The organism is Lacrimispora sp., assembly GCF_032078915.1.
Lineage (GTDB): Bacteria > Bacillota > Clostridia > Lachnospirales > Lachnospiraceae > Lacrimispora.
The window spans coordinates 24,595-40,802 of record NZ_DAMAUN010000055.1 but is presented as its reverse complement, the minus strand read 5'-3'; the positions used below and the strand labels follow the sequence as shown (position 1 = coordinate 40,802).

The 16,208-nt window shown below is 39.0% G+C and carries 14 protein-coding genes and 1 pseudogene; 3 read left to right on the top strand and 12 right to left on the bottom strand.

Annotated features, from left to right (window positions below; translation table 11 throughout):
- Nucleotides 1-109: 109 nt before the first annotated feature.
- Together RT269_RS19600 and RT269_RS30455 are read left to right on the top strand one after the other, a co-directional pair.
- The gene (locus tag RT269_RS19600; RefSeq protein ID WP_313185121.1) at nt 110-1,213 is read left to right on the top strand and encodes a glycerol dehydrogenase; all 1,104 of its coding nucleotides are present in this window, start codon (nt 110-112) and stop codon (nt 1,211-1,213) included.
- A 258-nt stretch (nt 1,214-1,471) separates the two neighbouring features.
- A pseudogene (locus RT269_RS30455) lies at nt 1,472-1,540 on the top strand (hypothetical protein); the annotation flags it as partial.
- A 44-nt stretch (nt 1,541-1,584) separates the two neighbouring features.
- On the opposite strand, the gene RT269_RS19595 reads toward RT269_RS30455, so the two are convergent.
- From RT269_RS19595 to RT269_RS19565, 7 genes are read right to left on the bottom strand one after another with little or no spacing between them, the layout of a single operon-like run.
- The gene (locus RT269_RS19595; RefSeq protein WP_313185120.1) at nt 1,585-2,001 is read right to left on the bottom strand and encodes a MaoC family dehydratase; all 417 of its coding nucleotides are present in this window, start codon (nt 1,999-2,001) and stop codon (nt 1,585-1,587) included.
- Between the two features lie 14 nt (nt 2,002-2,015).
- Nucleotides 2,016-3,062, bottom strand: coding sequence for a substrate-binding domain-containing protein (locus tag RT269_RS19590; RefSeq protein WP_313185118.1), 1,047 nt, complete (start codon nt 3,060-3,062; stop codon nt 2,016-2,018).
- Nucleotides 3,063-3,077: 15 nt separating this feature from the next.
- Nucleotides 3,078-4,040: an ABC transporter permease gene (locus RT269_RS19585; protein ID WP_313185116.1), complete on the bottom strand. Its 963-nt coding sequence runs from the start codon at nt 4,038-4,040 to the stop codon at nt 3,078-3,080.
- Nucleotides 4,041-4,046: 6 nt separating this feature from the next.
- Nucleotides 4,047-5,546, bottom strand: coding sequence for a sugar ABC transporter ATP-binding protein (locus tag RT269_RS19580; RefSeq protein ID WP_313185114.1), 1,500 nt, complete (start codon nt 5,544-5,546; stop codon nt 4,047-4,049).
- Between the two features lie 10 nt (nt 5,547-5,556).
- Nucleotides 5,557-6,336: an enoyl-CoA hydratase/isomerase family protein gene (locus tag RT269_RS19575; protein ID WP_313185112.1), complete on the bottom strand. Its 780-nt coding sequence runs from the start codon at nt 6,334-6,336 to the stop codon at nt 5,557-5,559.
- Nucleotides 6,336-7,895, bottom strand: a complete 1,560-nt coding sequence (locus RT269_RS19570; RefSeq protein ID WP_313185111.1) for an acyl CoA:acetate/3-ketoacid CoA transferase — start codon at nt 7,893-7,895, stop codon at nt 6,336-6,338. The genes RT269_RS19575 and RT269_RS19570 overlap by 1 nt, the downstream gene beginning before the upstream one ends.
- A gap of 14 nt (nt 7,896-7,909) precedes the next feature.
- Nucleotides 7,910-9,025, bottom strand: a complete 1,116-nt coding sequence (locus RT269_RS19565) for a glycoside hydrolase family 88 protein (protein ID WP_313185109.1) — start codon at nt 9,023-9,025, stop codon at nt 7,910-7,912.
- Nucleotides 9,026-9,198: 173 nt separating this feature from the next.
- On the opposite strand from RT269_RS19565, the gene RT269_RS19560 reads away from it, so the two are divergent.
- Nucleotides 9,199-9,903, top strand: coding sequence for a Crp/Fnr family transcriptional regulator (locus RT269_RS19560; RefSeq protein WP_313185107.1), 705 nt, complete (start codon nt 9,199-9,201; stop codon nt 9,901-9,903).
- Nucleotides 9,904-10,290: 387 nt separating this feature from the next.
- Here RT269_RS19560 and RT269_RS19555 read toward each other — a convergent pair whose 3' ends face one another.
- The 5 genes from RT269_RS19555 to RT269_RS19535 form a co-directional block, all read right to left on the bottom strand.
- Nucleotides 10,291-11,391 (bottom strand): retron St85 family RNA-directed DNA polymerase, encoded by a 1,101-nt coding sequence (locus RT269_RS19555; protein WP_313185105.1) that lies wholly within the window; start codon nt 11,389-11,391, stop codon nt 10,291-10,293.
- A 187-nt stretch (nt 11,392-11,578) separates the two neighbouring features.
- Entirely contained in the window at nt 11,579-12,469 is an 891-nt protein-coding gene (locus RT269_RS19550; protein WP_313185103.1) for a retron St85 family effector protein, read from the bottom strand.
- Between the two features lie 549 nt (nt 12,470-13,018).
- The gene (locus RT269_RS19545; protein ID WP_313185101.1) at nt 13,019-13,930 is read right to left on the bottom strand and encodes a reverse transcriptase domain-containing protein; all 912 of its coding nucleotides are present in this window, start codon (nt 13,928-13,930) and stop codon (nt 13,019-13,021) included.
- 11 nt (nt 13,931-13,941) lie between these two features.
- Nucleotides 13,942-15,033, bottom strand: a complete 1,092-nt coding sequence (locus tag RT269_RS19540; RefSeq protein ID WP_313185099.1) for a hypothetical protein — start codon at nt 15,031-15,033, stop codon at nt 13,942-13,944.
- A 235-nt stretch (nt 15,034-15,268) separates the two neighbouring features.
- Complete coding sequence (locus RT269_RS19535) at nt 15,269-15,958, bottom strand: hypothetical protein (protein WP_313185097.1); 690 nt, start codon at nt 15,956-15,958, stop codon at nt 15,269-15,271.
- Between the last annotated feature and the right edge of the window lie 250 nt (nt 15,959-16,208).

Here is a 16,208-nt window from a genome sequence, read left to right as displayed (position 1 = left end):
AATTACTTATCTGGATTGACATTTATGTGTGATAAAAATATAATATATTATATCGATAAATAATTATCGATATATAATTATTGAATAAACAATCTAAGGAGGAATTAACATGGCTAATATAATTGGCAGCCCTGAACGTTACGTTCAAGGCAGAGGGATATTAGGTGAACTATGTAAACATTTGCAAAATATAGGAAAGGCGCCCTTTATTTTAGTTAGTGAATCAGGTAAGGGACGTGTTGAAGAACCTATCGAAAAGAGTGCAAAAGAATTTAATACAAAATTATTTTTCGAAATCTTTCAAGGTGAGTGCTCTCGCAAAGAAATTGACCGCTTAGTGAAAGTATTTAAGGAATCTGGTTGTGATGTAGTTGTTGGAATTGGAGGAGGAAAGATCCACGATACAGCAAAAGCTCTTGCTTTTTACGCAGAAGCTCCAGTAGTAATCGTTCCTACCATTGCCGGAACAGATGCTCCATGCAGTGCTTTATCGGTTATTTATACAGATGACGGCGCATTTGAAGATTATCTTTTTCTTCCTAAGAATCCAAACATGGTTTTGGTCGATACTGAGGTAATTAGCCGTGCTCCGGCACGTTTACTAGTATCTGGTATGGGAGATGCGCTGGCAACCTATTTTGAAGCCCGTGCATGTATGCAGTCAAACAGTCCTAACTTTATTGGCGGCTACTATACCATCACCTCTATGGCAATTGCCAGATTATGCTATGATACATTACTTGCTAACGGCATTAAAGCTCTTGTATCTGCGCAAGCAAAAGTATGTACAAAAGCACTGGAAAACATAGTTGAAGCAAATACATATCTTTCAGGTATTGGTTTTGAAAGCTGTGGTATCGCAGCAGCCCATGCGATTCATAATGGATTTACAGCTATACATGAAACACATCAGTGTTACCATGGCGAGAAAGTGGCTTTTGGTACTTTAACTCAATTAGTACTTGAAAATGCTTCTCCGGAAGAATTTGAAGAAGTGATGAACTTTTGTTTAGATATCGGATTGCCAACAACTCTGGAGGATCTTGGAATTCATGAGATTAAAATAGATGAATTAATGAAAGTTGCAGAATTAGCATGCAGCCCTAATGATACAATGGGGAACATGCCATTAACATTAACACCCGAAATAGTCTGTGATGCAATTATTGCTACAGATAAACTGGGTCATTATTTTAAAGCAAAGCGACTTTAATTAAAGATCCTTTCAAGGTGGGCATGAACATACTTTAGTGGAAACGGAATTACTAAAGGAAAATTTGATTAAAATATTACTGCAGCACGAATGGGGTAACGCTAAGGAGCGTCCTAACGCTTGCTGCGGCTTATACGGAGAAGCGGCGGGCCTTCCGTCTGCCTTTTTACTATAAAAAGAGAGCTTATTCCGGATGCTCATTATGAGACTCCGGAACAAGCTCGAGATGATATTTTTACATACATTGAGTGATATTATAATACTAAAAGGATTCATTCTGCTCTTGGGTATATAACTCCCTCTCAATTTAAAGAACAACATTCATAAAATCCTCTTAACTTTATATCTACAAAACCTTGACAACCCAATTATTATGGAAAATACTTGAGAATATGCTGTGCCACTGTGCACACCTGTCCAGCCTGATTTGTAATCTCAATATTCCCTATTGTTTTATCATGTTCCTCATCTTTTGACGCAATGGTATACGTAACAGTCAGCGTATCACCGATAAAAACTGGTTTAACAAAGCGTACATGGTCATAACCATAAGAAACGCTGGGCATTGGGGCCTTCTCTGCTACTATAGTGGACGTCGTAGAAGCAAATCCCAGTGACAGCACACCATGAGCAATCCGCTTTTGATAGACTGTCTTTTTCATATACTCTTCATTCACATGGTTAGGGCTCAGATCTCCCGTTATTCCGGCAAACAGATACACATCCGATTCACCGATAGTCTTACTAAAGGTAAAGGTATCCCCTATTTCAAAAGGTAATTTGCTCATCGTAATCTCCTTTTTTAGAATCCGGAATCATACAGCTCGTCTACATTCTCCGGCGTTACCAGTGTAACCGGAATCAGATTGATTTTTTCCACAGATTTTCCATCCAGAATTTCCTTGGCCAGTTCAAACGCTTCTGCTGCTCCGGTAGGGTAAAGTACAGTTGCTGCCAGCTTTCCTTCTTTAATCTTGTCAAAGGTTTCTTTCTGACCGTCTGCTCCTGTAATCAGCATTTCGGACGTTCGCCCGGCTGCATCTGTAGCCTGCAGAGCGCCAAGAGCCATGTTATCACTCATGCAGAATACAGCCTGAATATCTTTGTTCGCCTGAAGAATATCTTCCATTGTCTTCATTGCCACATCACGTTTATAATCTGCCGATAAATCCACAATCAGATTCATGTCTGGATATTGCTCCAAGGCTTCTTTAAAACCGATCTCCCGGTCCAGAGTTGCGGAAGCACCCAGGGTTCCCTGCATCATTACTATATTTCCTTTACCGCTCAACTGCTCAGCAAAGTACTCAGCCGTAATGGTTCCAATCATCTTATTATCACCGCCTACAAATGTGGTATAGTCTTCGGTACTGATCGTGCGGTCAACTAAAATCAACGGAATCCCTGCATCTATAACCTTTCTCGCTACAGGCGCCAGTGGCTGGGACTGGGTCGGGCTCATAATGATAACATCTACTTTTTTAGCAATAAGGTCCTCAACGTCATTGGTCTGCTTGGCCGGATTGTTCTGACCGTCGGTAAAAATCAGTTCCCAGCTTAAGTTCTGCTCTTTGATAATATTCTCCATCTCACTTTTCAGCGCCACACGGTAAGGCGTATTCATATGGCACTGGGACACGCCTACAACGATCTTGCGCTCTGCGGCCGGCTGGCTTGCCGCCGGCGTGCTTTCCTGGCCTCCTGCTGCCTCTGACTGCGCTGCCGGTGCACCGGTGGTTGCCGCCGTCGACGCCGTTGCTGCCCCGCTTCCCGAGCATCCCATGAGGCCTGCGGACACTGCCAATACTGCTGCCATAACCCCTGTTAAAATCTTACTCCTTTTCTTCATAAAAAACCTCCTCCTTTAAACTGCTTTTTGTCTTTTTGAATTATCCCATACTACTGCCAGGAAAATAATCAATCCCTTTGCCAACTGCTGTATGTATGGATTAATCGCCATTAAGTTCAAAACATTTGATAAAATTCCGATAATCAGTATACCGATTACCGTCTTATAAATCTTGCCTTCCCCTCCCGACATGCTGGTTCCGCCGATTACCGTGGAGGCAATTGCATCCAGCTGGAAGCCCACACCTACCGTCGGATCACAGGAGGATAAGCGGCTGGTCAGCACCACTGCCGTCAGAGCTGCTAAAAAACCGGAGATGCAATACACAAAAATCTTGGATCTTACAATGCTGATACCAGAAAGACGGGAAGCTTCCGGATTGCCGCCGACTGAGTAGACCGTTCGTCCGTAGGTAGTATGGTTTAAGATAAAATGGGCAATAACCGCCACCACACCAAAAATAATAACCGGAATGGGAATTCCCTTAAAGCTGCCAAACCCAAACACAAATCCCTGACCGATGACATCAAATCCTTTCGCAACCCCCCATACTGGCTGGCCATTGGAAATGATATAAGCAAGTCCGCGGATCATCGTATCAGTAGCCATGGTCACAATAAAAGGAGCCAGACCTTTTGATACGTAATAACCATTTAAGACACCGATCAGCAGCCCAATCACAATAACTGCCAAAATGGATAAGATCAACCCAAATCCCTGTGCCTGCATCATAACCACCACCATGCCGGCAAAACCGACGATACCGCTGACGCTTAAATCAATATTGCCGTTGATGATAATAAACGTCATACCGATGGCCAGCATACCGGTGATGGAAACCTGTCTGATTACATTGATGAAGTTATTAAAAGACCGGAAGGATGGCTCTAAGGCAGAAGCAATGATAATCATGGCAACCAGTACCAGCTCAATTCCGTATGTCACTAATAATTTGCTAATTTTACTCTTCTCTTTCATCTGTGTTTAAACTCCTCCCACAGCAAATGCCATAATATTTTCTTCCGTGGCCTCTTCCTTTGCGACCTCACCGGCAATCTTCCCTTCATGCATAACCAGAATCCGGTCGCTGACGCCCATAACCTCCGGCAGCTCTGAGGAGACCATGATGACACCGCAGCCGTCCTCGGCCAGATTAATCATCAGCTGATATATTTCCGCTTTTGCCCCAACGTCAATGCCCCTTGTCGGTTCATCGAAGATATAAACCTGGGCATGAGTATTGAGCCATTTGGAAATCACCACCTTCTGCTGATTGCCGCCGCTTAGATTCACCACAATTTTGTTGATGGAATCCGTTCGGGTCCGAAGTTTTTCCACATATTCTTTGGCAATCTGCTTTTCCTTTTTTAAATCCATGATCCCGGCCGGACTGGCAAACGAGGAAAAATTGGCAAGAGTCGTATTTTCTTTTACACTCATTTTCATGACCAGCCCCTCAATGCGCCTGTCCTCCGTAGCAAATGCAATTCTCAGCCGGATCGCATCTTTCGGCTTTCGGATATGCACCTCCTGCTGGTTTAGAAACACCTGACCGCTGTCCTTTTTATCCGCACCGAAGATGGCCCGCATGGTCTCTGTACGCCCGGCTCCCACCAGACCGGCAAGGCCAAGCACTTCCCCTTTATGCAGGGTAAAGCTCACATCCTTCACAGCCGAGCCTGACTTTAAATTCTTTACCTCCAACAAAACCTCCGTGCCTGGCTTAGACTTTCGTTTCGGATAATAATTATCCAGATCCCGCCCTACCATCAGGCTGACCAGTTCATCCTTGCTGGTATCCTTGATATCCCGCACTCCGGACAGCGCTCCGTCTTTCAGCACCGTAACCCGGTCACAAATCGTCAGAACCTCCTCCAGCTTATGGGAAATATAGATAACGCTGACCCCTTCCGCCTTTAGCTGGTTAATGATTTCAAACAGCTTGGCCACCTCCGTATCAGCCAGCGAGCTGGTCGGTTCATCCATGATTACAATCTTGGATTTTAAGCTCAAGGCCCGGGCTATTTCCACCATCTGCCGCTGGGCGATACTGATGTCCCGGATCAAGGTCCTGGGATTTACCTGGAGCGCAATCCTCTCAAAATAACCGGCCGAATCCCTATAGATTTTCTTCCAGTCCACCACATTGCCAAGCTTTGGCAGCCGTCCTAAAAACACATTTTCCGCGGCAGTAATCGTCGGAATCAGCGACAATTCCTGATAGATAATACTGACCCCTTTACTTCTGGCATCCATGGGATTCTTAATTTCCACTTCCTCCTCATCGATGAAGATCCGGCCTTCATCCTTGCTGTAAGCGCCGGCAAGAATCTTCATCAGAGTCGACTTTCCGGCGCCGTTTTCGCCGATCAGGGCCAATGCCTCGCCCTTATAAACCGTCATATCAATTCCTTTTAAGACAGGTACGCCGGAAAAAGACTTCCTGACATTCTCAAGTCTTATGATCACTTCTTTCTTTTCCATCCGGTCCCTCCTACTTTCCTTCAAAAACGGGCTTTCGCTTTTCCAGAAAGGCATTTACTCCTTCGGTTTGATCCTCGGTGGAGACACATAGACCCACGCCAAAAGCTTCCATTACCATTCCGGCTTCCACAGACATTTCCTGGCTGAAATGAACTGCCTTTTTTGCATATGCCACCGACAGAGGACCTCTGCGGGCAATCTTTTCAGCCATCTCAAAGGCTTTATCCATCAGCACTTCCAAATCCACCGCATGATTGCACAGCCCGATTGCCACTGCTTCTTCACCGGTTATCATATCTCCGGTCAGGATCAATTCTTTGGCCTTGGCCGTTCCCACCAGCCGGGGCAGCCGCTGGGTTCCTCCCCAGCCCGGCATATTGCCCAGATTAATCTCCGGCTGTCCAAGCTTTGCACTTCTGGCAGCAATTCTGATATCACATGCCATAGCCAGCTCACAGCCGCCCCCCAGGGCATATCCGTTGACCGCCGCAATGCTGGGCTTTGACGACTGCTCGATCCGGCTGAATACCTGCTGCCCCAGATACATCTGATTCACCGCCCCGGCCGGAGTCAGATTCTGAAGCTCATTGATATCAGCACCGGATACAAAGGCTTTTTCACTGCTCCCGGTAATAATGAATACCCTCACCTCCGAATCCTGTTCCAGGTCATTTACCGCATCAAGCAACTCCCCCAAAACCTCCTTGGAAAGAGCATTATAAATATGGGGCCGGTTAACCGTGATTAACCCAATCCCTCCCTTTTTCTCATATAAAATGGTCTGATACATCAATTCTCCTCCCATCTGCGTTTCAGTCCAAGGAGACAATCGGAAAATATCTTTTGATCCATTTCCTGCATCGTCTCGCTGATAAGCGGCTCAAATCCCATCTGGTCAAGGATATCTCTCTGTAAATCTGCGCCCGGAGCAATTTCCACCAGCATGACGCCGGCAGCAGTCAGCTTAAATACTGCCCGCTCAGTCACATAGTAGACTTCCTGCCCATTCATGGCGGCATAACTTCCACTGAAGCTGATCTGTGAAACCCGATCCACCATTTTTTTATACTTTCCGTCCTTTTCGATACACAGCCGGCCATCCTGACAGGAGGTCACCAATCCTGAAGCCGTAAATGTCCCAATAAACACTACTCGTTTGGCATTCTGTGAAATGTTGATGAAGCCGCCCACTCCGGTTACCCGGCCGTTAAACTTGCTGACATTCACATTTCCCTCCCGATCCAGCTCTGCAAAGGATAAAAAGGCAATGTCGAGCCCGCCGCCGTCATACCAGTCAAACTGGTATGCCTCATCAATAATTGCCTGGGGATTGTAGCCCAGGCCGAAATTAATGCCTAAGGCCGGTACTCCGCCAATGATTCCCTGCTCAACCGAAAGTGTAATTTGATCTGAAACGCCTTCCCTGGAAGCTACTGCCGCTACGGTATCCGGCATCCCAAAGCCCAGATTCACACAATCACCGCTCCTCAGCTCCATGGCCGCACGACGTCCTACTACCATCCGCACATCAAACTCTGTATCCAGTCCCGGAACCTCCGGAAGCTTGATTTCACCGGTGAAAGCCGGCTCGTAGTCGGTAATAAAAGACTGCTTCTGCTCTGGATCTACCACAACCGCATCCACCAAAACCCCCGGGATCTTTACGTCCAATGGCTTTAAGCAGCCCCGTCTGGTCAGACGCTTCACCTGGGCAATCACAATTCCGCCGGAATTTTTGGCTGCCTGAGCCGCTGAGATGCTTTCTAAAACCATGCCTTCCTGTTCCATGGAAATATTGCCGTCTTCATCTGCTGTCGTACCTCTGATAACCGTCACATCAATGGGAAACGCCTTGTAAAACAAATATTCTCTGCCGCCGATGACCATCACTTCCGATAATTCCGCCTTGGAAATATCATTCAAAGCACCGCCTTCGATTCGCGGGTCAATAAAGGTTTTGAGGCCCACGTGGCTGATCAGTCCAGGCTTCCCCCCGGCAATCTGTCTCGCCAGCTGAACCATCACACCCTGAGGCAGAATATAAGCTTCCAGCTTATTGGAAAACGCCATATCAGACATCGCCGGCGACCAGGCCCAGTGACTGCCGATTACCTTGCGGACCATTCCCGGATGAGCAAAGCAGTCGGAACCTCCGCCATGCTTATCTCCAATCCCGGAGCTGTGACATAAAACCAACTTACCCGGTTTGCCGGTTTCTACAAAGGATTGCTCCAGTCCTTTTAAGAAATACTTCGGCTCATTGATTCCGCCGCCCGAGCTTACCACCCACACACAGCTGCCCTCTTTAATCAGGCCGATTGCAGCTTCCCGTGACACAATCTTTGACATCGTATCCCCTCCTTCTAGTATAAAAGAGCTATTTTTTCTTCGTTATCTTCATACTTGATACGGTACAACGCCTCCATAAAATAATAGTCACCGTACATGGTCGATTCACCGATTCCCGAATTTCTGGGTAAATCTACGGTAGCTTTCTCCAGAATGCCATAGCAGTCTGTCCTTTCGTATAAACAATGCTCGATCAGGCTCCTGACAATGGCTTCACCGTTGGTTTTAAAATATTGGTATTGTTTCTCGTTGCCCATCTGTTTATACAGCTGAGCCAGGAGCAGCAGTCCGCTGGCGGCAATGGCTCCGGCCGAAGAATCCACCGGCTGACTGGTATCATCCCCAAACACAAAATCCCATCTGGCCTGATAATCAGCATCCAGATGATCGATATAGTACCGGGCCAATTGGTTTGCCTGCTCCAGATACTCAGCATTTCCGGTATAGCGGTATACATTGGCAAACCCATAAAATGCCCAGGCCTGTCCTCTGGACCAGCAGGTCTCATCAGCATACCCCTGATGAGTACCGCCGGTGATCCGGTAACTTTCATCCCAGCGAACCACATGATAAGTAGAGGCATCCTCCCTGATATGATATTTTTGGATTACATCAATAACCGAAAGAGCCAGCTCCCAGTAAACCTTTTTATTGGCTTGGTCTGCCGCCCATAGAAGGATTGGCAAATTCATCATTGTATCCACAATAGCAATCCGTTCATAATCTGTCTCTGCCCATGCCCTGATTAGTTCCACGTGTCGGTCATAGAGATCAAACATATTTCCGGCGCCATCCAAAGCCTGCTTTTTCAATTCCATATTTCCGGTAATGTTATAGCCCATAATGCAGCTTGGGCCAAAGATAAATCCCTGGTCATGAGTCGTATTGTCATTTCTTCTGCAAGCTAACTGTCCCGCCCGCAGTAACGCCTCTTCCTTGAATCGCTCTTCACCTGTCTCCAGATAATGAAGCCATAACAGACCCGTCCAGAAGCCTCCTGTCCAGTGGCCGTTGCGGTTCTCCAGCCACCTGCCCCCTTTGGTGATATGAGGGAACCCATTTAAGCTGGAAACCAAATAATCTACCTTTTCAAATCCTTTGACCAGCGCTTTTTCAAACGTTGCTTCCAAAACTGTTCCTCCTTCTGTCTTATTGGTTTATAATGTTTGACAATTTATCATTTTGTCGTTACACTAATCATAAACTTGGATTCATTATATAGCATTAAACTGTGCAAAGTTGTGTTTCTGAGCACACTCATTAGATTTTCTATGTGTTTTTTTACTAATTTTCGGAGGACTCTATGTCAGATATCATACATGCATTACAATCATGTCATCTGTTTAAGGATATACCAGAAGCTGCGATACAAGATTTTATTAAGGAATTTCCTTACCAGGTGCAGGAGTATGGGCAGGGGGCATGTATCATTTCCAAAGATGATACTCCCGGCTATATTGGTATTGTTTTAAGCGGCACCTTGGGGATTTATTCCGACAGTCTTCATGGGGGACATACACTGATTGGCATTGCCGACGAAAATTACCTGTTCGGCTTTATTGCCAGATTTTACAACAATGCCCGGTCCATCACCGCCCTATACGCCCGCAACCGCTGTAAAATTGTCAAATTCATGATTCCGGCCTGCATGGCCAGTCATGAGTTTATTGCCAAAACTGACACACGCATTATATCCAATATGTTTGCAATTCTGACGGCTCACATTGAACGTGACTTTGACCGGATGTACTTAATTAGCACCTATTCCGTACGGATTAAGCTAGTCCGCTACCTGTTGTATGAGCGTACCAAAAACAACAGCCTGACGTTCCAGTGTCCTTTTAACAAGACCGAGCTGGCAAGCTATCTGGGGGTATACCGAACTTCTTTAATTCATGAGATTAAAAAAATGGATAATGAAGAAATCATTGCTGCTGATAAGAACCAGTTTACGATACTGGATATAGAACAGTTGATTGAAATTGAACAAATGAGTTATGAGAGATAGATGATATGTAAAAGCCTATGTAAACAGAAAAAACGCAAAAATCCTGACGGTACAATAAAGGCCTCAGAGACCTTATTTTATCAGGTTTCTGAGGCTTTTCTAAGAGAGGTGACAATCAGATTTGAACGGATTTCGCCGTTGAAAACGCTTGTAGAAAGGAGCTTTCTGCAATTCCTCTCTTGATTTGCATACAATTTGCATACACATGAACATTATCATGATTTAAAAACATACTAAAAAAATTTGACAACCAGATTTGAACATAACCGGATGCATAGAAAGTAGGGTCTTAAATCTTTGATACTGGTTTAACCTATTTTGCACCTTATATTTAATTTAAACTCCATAAAACTAACTTTAATTATATTAATCTACATAAGTTATAATCTATTTTCTTGATTCAAGAAAATGGTCTCTATCAGCGTAAATGTCAGCCAAATACTCTTCCATTTCTTCATCTTCCCAAATTGTCTTAGTTTTTAATTTCACGAGTTTCAAATCATTACACTCTTTAAAGAACTTATTTTTATTGTATTCTTCCACTATATCCTCAAAATACGTAATATCTTTCTTTTGATATCCATTAATATACTGAATAATTTTATCCTTATATCCCGGTTCTATGTAATTAACAAACGAAATATATCCTAGAATAATATTACGTTTAGAATAATCAGTTGAAATTATAGCTCTATGTATCATACTTCGTAATCTTCTCTTAATATCCTTTGATGCTTTTAATTTACCATTAGATATTGTAATCCCTGTAATATGCTTCTGTGTATAGTTTGACATAAATCTGGTCTTATCTTCGTTAACAGTGAAATCTTCATCACTAATTATATCATAAATAATTTTTTTAATGCGTCTAAGCTGTTCCTTGTTATCGCAAGAAAACGTCATATCATCTGCATATCTAGAATAATATATTTCTCTTTTAACACAGAAACCTTCTAATCGTTTATCAAGATTCCTACTAATTATATTTGATATATAGGGTGATGTAACTGCTCCTTGAGGTAACTGGCTATTTAATGTGCAGACATTGCTAAACCAGTTTGAAATTGTATCATTGTATCCTATGTTTTTAAATATGTAGAATACTCTATTTCTATTTATCGATGAAAAATAATTATGTAAATCGATTTGCAAATAATATATATTATGTTTGTGTATTTCAGCATTACTTTTAATATTATAATTGTTTCCTTTTCTAAAGCCCATAGCTTGATTCGATATAGGAATTTTATATAAAATATTTTCCAAAATCCATTTTTGAACTAATTTTAACCTTAGAGTAGGCGCATCTATCTTTCTTTTAGACCCATTTCTTTTGTTAATATTAAAAGAATAATAAAATGATGCTGTCTTACTATCAAATAAATATAGTATAGTTTTACTAAGCGAAAGTTGGTCACTTAAATCATCGTATGTTTCAATTAATGGCAACTTCAGACATTCTAATAAGAATTTATTCGTATTTTTCATAAACCCACCATCCTACCATAAATATTGTTTTGTAAATTATTCGGTGACTTTCACTATTGTGGAAGTTGCCGGATAATTTAGAAAATGTGTTGTTATCATAGTACTATAGGAAGCGAACCACTTCCAACTACTCCTCCAAAAATAAATATCATTTATGTAATAAGTAGTAACATCTAGGACAGTGGGTTTATTTACCATATAAAGACTTATTTATTATATCAAATCTTATTGAATCATACAACTTTGAATTACATTTTCTGTTTTTACTGTTTGTAGTGTAATATAATTTAGTATATACCAATTCATATCCACTTTTTGTCAACCCATAAAGGGACCTGTTTGAAACATTTTCTTTGAAAATTGTCCTATTTTTAAATAATAGTTTCAAACTCGCATTCATTAATGTATCCTTTTCCAGAACGCATATTTTATATTTTCCCCATATAATATCTAAACATTCCTTTATTTCTTGGTAGGTTAAAGACTTATAAAAATATAATAATAAAGGCAAATATTGAACAACTCCAATAATAGTATCAATCCCATAATTACCGGAATTTTTCTTATAAGTTTTAGCCTTAGTCACCAATTTCTCCGATAATGTGACCAAATCGTCCTTGTTATAAAAAATCACATTGTCCTTATGAGTCTTTTTAGTAAGATATTTTATAGGTCCTAACATAATAAAACTCTTATCTTTTTTCCTCGATTCTTCTAACAACGCTATCACTTTTGGCATTGTCACATCGTTGTTTATAAACGCCCCGAGTTCCACTAATGAACCAGGACTTTCACAAATAATACAAATACAATCACAGTTATCTGCTAAAAATTTTTCATAACTAAGCAAATCTGAACTTTTATCTTTCTCTAGCATTTCAATAAACATATCTTCAGGGTATAATATATTAACTCCTATCTTTTTAAGCGCTAATTTCCTTACATCATCTCTGATATAAGAGGGATTTGTTTTAACTCCTCCACACAAGAAGACCGTAGTTTGACTTTCTATTATGTTGGTATAAATCTTCGCATAAATATCCAATATTATTTTCTCGTGTATTTTTATCGTTGTCAAGTTAAATCCTCCTAACGAAAAAACGCTCATGTAAGTCCAATAACCTTTATATAGACTTATAAAATAATTTTGTTGTAATTATCTATTCAATAGTATCATATCCTACAAAATTATTAAACTTAATTTTACAGAAATCCGTATTCGTAATTTATTAATATGTACTCACTACACATTTTAAAAGGCGTATGCATATTTTAATAAAACAAAAAAATGCTTCAAACCCTTGTAAAATACGGATTTGAAGCACTTCTTAAAAGAGGCGACAACAAGATTTGAACTGGAGATCGCTCAAAAAATGTAGGAAAAAGGAGGGTTTGGCGTGCCGGGTGGGGTTTGCGCAAGCGGGGGGCAAACAAATGAATTCATAAACTGTAAATCCCCCTCATTTCATCTGTTATGGAAATATACTAAAGCGCTTTCATTTTTAGAATGCACTTCGCTTGCCCAAAAATCAAAAAAACTATCTACGTAATCAAAGTATCTATTACATCACTTTTAGGATTTTATCAAAATCTCAAGGCGATTCTCTGAAAAATACAGTTTGCAATTTTATAAAGCATCAACTAATTCTTTTACATTTTGAAATCCACGTTTATGCAACAATTCTTTCATTCTCTCCGAATAACAATTATCTACCCCACACTTTTCAATCGATAGGACAAAAGAAAATATCCCTTTTAGATGCTCAACTTCAGTAATCTCTCTGTTATTTTCATTATCATAAAGATTTATTGCTTTCCAAAAAATATTATTCTTTAATTTTCTTCCAATACTAATATGCCTATAATTATTAGAATCTCTCGTTATACTAATACCTGTAATCCTAACATGGTTTGATTGTTCTAAATTTACTAAAGAAGTTTTCTTTTCATTCAAAGATAAATGAACCTTTTTTAATAAAAAACTAACTTCTTCGTGTATTTCTTTAATGCATTCTTCATAATGGGGCTTAAACTTAAAGGATATTACCATGTCATCAGCATACCGAGTATAAATAGGGTTTATGAGGCCTAATGCCTTAATCTTCCCATATAATATTCCATCAAACTCTTTCATGTATATATTAGCTAATGCCGGTGAAGTTACAAGTCCTAATGGAAGACCTTTATTTCCAACGCTACACTTTCGTACAATATCATAGCATTCCTTTTTACTAATTTGAGTTGTTTTATTTATTTCAAAAAAAAGTCGTTCTGCCAGATATTGATGATTAATATTCGGAAAAAAGTTTTTAATATCTAGCTTTAAAAAAATATCATTATAAAGATGAGCTTCAGCATTTTTGTAAATTGAAGACTTCGGTACATATGCTTTTGCAAAAATAGAATTAATAGTATTTTTTTTCAAATAATCCACTACTAATTCATGATATTTTCTAAGATCACTATTTTCTTTATACGTTATAATTTTTCTAATTTTCCCCTTTGTTCTAATATATTTTACAATTAATTGATCATTCATTTCCGCCTCTTCTATACAATTTGTACCCCTACCACAATATCAATACAAGAAGAATATTTTTCATAAAAAAAATGGTTTTTTCTTTCACTACTGCAGAGCATCTTTCTATTAATACACAGCTTCCTTGTATCTGCATAATCTTCATCTTTTATTATAGTAATAAAACCAGCCGCTTGAAATAAATATAAACTCATTCCAATAATTTGAGATATATATACACCATTTATGTTCATCTTTGCTTTAATCGAACACCCTCTTATTTGTTTACCTAGCATCTCTTCGACTGTATTAATAAACACCTCTTCCATTGCATTTTTTATAATTTGTATATATTCCCTTAATTCTTTACTTTTTGAATTAAAAATACTCTTTTGGATGTTATCAATATTTAATACACTAGCTACGCATATCATTATAATTCTTGGTAATGCAGTTATACTCAATTCGCCATTTATTACTTTATAATGTATTTGACCTTCATCAATTTTACAAACTGATTTTGAAAATTTCAATAAATTTGGCACATTTCTGCTATTAAGAAAAGTTATAATTTCTTGTTCTAAATTTTTCCCAATTTGATCACCATAAAAATAAGTATGCCAATTTCTAAAATTTTGAGAGCAAATATTTTCTTCCACTCTTGGATAATATGTGATTGTTTTTAAATACGGTTCCTTTTGTTGAAAAGCCAACCTCAAAAATTGCCCTAATTTATTTTCTTCAACTGCTATTTCATCCGGCAATAGTAGGCATGTTTTACATATTGCATTTTTTTCACTCAAAAAAAGTCCTGCTTCCGCCCCAGTAGATATACTTTCATGTATAATAATATTATTATCCGCCAAGTAATTCATCAGCATTTCAACTTGGTACAAATCCTTCATATGAATGTCATCATATACCAAATATTTTTTACTATTTTTGGTAAAAACAAAATTTTCCTCTAATATAATTGGTCTATAGCAATTATCTACAGATTCCAAATATTTTCTTAAAACTTTCCTTTTATCTAATTTATCTTTTTTATTGTAATGCGCTCCGCACAAAAATATATATCTGTATTCTTTTTCTATACTTTGTTCTTTAAAAATATATCTACTCATTTTTTCTCCAATAAAAAGGATCCTACTTAAATTTGGTAATAATTATTTGGAAAAAGTTAATTTATTATGAGGTTCTTCTTATGGAGGCAAGATTGCCGGAATAAGAAGGTTCTCAAAATAAATTCACTTTTCAGCATAGCTTCGACATCGTCGACCAAATTTATCCAAATTCTATTTACTTTAACCTCAAACGCTGAGGCGGCAAGTCGCCATACTAGGATCCTAAATAATTATATCATAAAATTCCCGACTTTTCAAATATATCAAAATCATAAAAACACTTATTATTGGCACTACGCCTTTCCTCTGTATTATAATTCTCATATATACTGCAATCTATATCATATCCAATTCCATTTAGGTAATCTTTTGCAAGAATATCATGAAAGTAATAGTATTTCAGCAATGATATGTATTTTACAATTGTATGCTTCATAAACTCATACTTATTTCCCCATAACGGTACAGCGGCTGCGTCCTTTGCTAATATCATATTTACCAATAAAAATACATTTTCAAAATCCATATCTATATCTTGTGGATTTAGTAAAATCTGCGAATTAAATATTGGGGGTAACCCTATACTTTCATACTGTGTATCATCAATAAAAAATTGATACTTATTCCCATTTCCTCGATACAAATTTTTTAATCCTACAACGAGTTCGTTCATTATATCTTCATTACTTATCTGTAATAACATTGAAATTATATCGGCATCTGAAAAGTAGACTCTTGCTCCATTTCCAATAAATAAGTATTTTGTAAATTCATTTTTTTTAATTAAAAAATTGGTATTTTGTTTTTCATTTTCCCCAATATATATTGGTATATATATTGCATACTTTTTATTACCTTTTTTAATATTATCTTTCAACTTTGCTTGTGCATAAAAATAATCTAGTTCTGCAATAAAATTTTCCATTGCCCTTCTCTTTATCTCCGTCCGCCTTTTTCCAGTTTACTTTTATAATTAAAATATACCATGCTAAATATCATACTTTTTTTGTATAGATTCGTACTTTAAATTTATATAATGTATTTTTAGCTTTAGATTCTCCGTCGTTCTATGCTACCGATTTCATACAAAACTACTCAAACAGAAGTAATTAGTAAAAAATAGATGAGTGATTTATTAACATTATACACCCAACTCATATTTTCATTTAAACGTC

Bases quoted from the DNA above. Each gene is read 5' to 3' on its own strand.
- RT269_RS19600 (WP_313185121.1), top strand. From the start codon at position 110: ATGGCTAATATAATTGGCAGCCCTGAACGTTACGTTCAAGGCAGAGGG.
- RT269_RS19595 (WP_313185120.1), bottom strand. From the start codon at position 2,001: ATGAGCAAATTACCTTTTGAAATAGGGGATACCTTTACCTTTAGTAAG.
- RT269_RS19590 (WP_313185118.1), bottom strand. From the start codon at position 3,062: ATGAAGAAAAGGAGTAAGATTTTAACAGGGGTTATGGCAGCAGTATTG.
- RT269_RS19585 (WP_313185116.1), bottom strand. From the start codon at position 4,040: ATGAAAGAGAAGAGTAAAATTAGCAAATTATTAGTGACATACGGAATT.
- RT269_RS19580 (WP_313185114.1), bottom strand. From the start codon at position 5,546: ATGGAAAAGAAAGAAGTGATCATAAGACTTGAGAATGTCAGGAAGTCT.
- RT269_RS19575 (WP_313185112.1), bottom strand. From the start codon at position 6,336: ATGTATCAGACCATTTTATATGAGAAAAAGGGAGGGATTGGGTTAATC.
- RT269_RS19570 (WP_313185111.1), bottom strand. From the start codon at position 7,895: ATGTCAAAGATTGTGTCACGGGAAGCTGCAATCGGCCTGATTAAAGAG.
- RT269_RS19560 (WP_313185107.1), top strand. From the start codon at position 9,199: ATGTCAGATATCATACATGCATTACAATCATGTCATCTGTTTAAGGAT.
- RT269_RS19555 (WP_313185105.1), bottom strand. From the start codon at position 11,391: ATGAAAAATACGAATAAATTCTTATTAGAATGTCTGAAGTTGCCATTA.
- RT269_RS19545 (WP_313185101.1), bottom strand. From the start codon at position 13,930: ATGAATGATCAATTAATTGTAAAATATATTAGAACAAAGGGGAAAATT.
- RT269_RS19540 (WP_313185099.1), bottom strand. From the start codon at position 15,033: ATGAGTAGATATATTTTTAAAGAACAAAGTATAGAAAAAGAATACAGA.
- RT269_RS19535 (WP_313185097.1), bottom strand. From the start codon at position 15,958: ATGGAAAATTTTATTGCAGAACTAGATTATTTTTATGCACAAGCAAAG.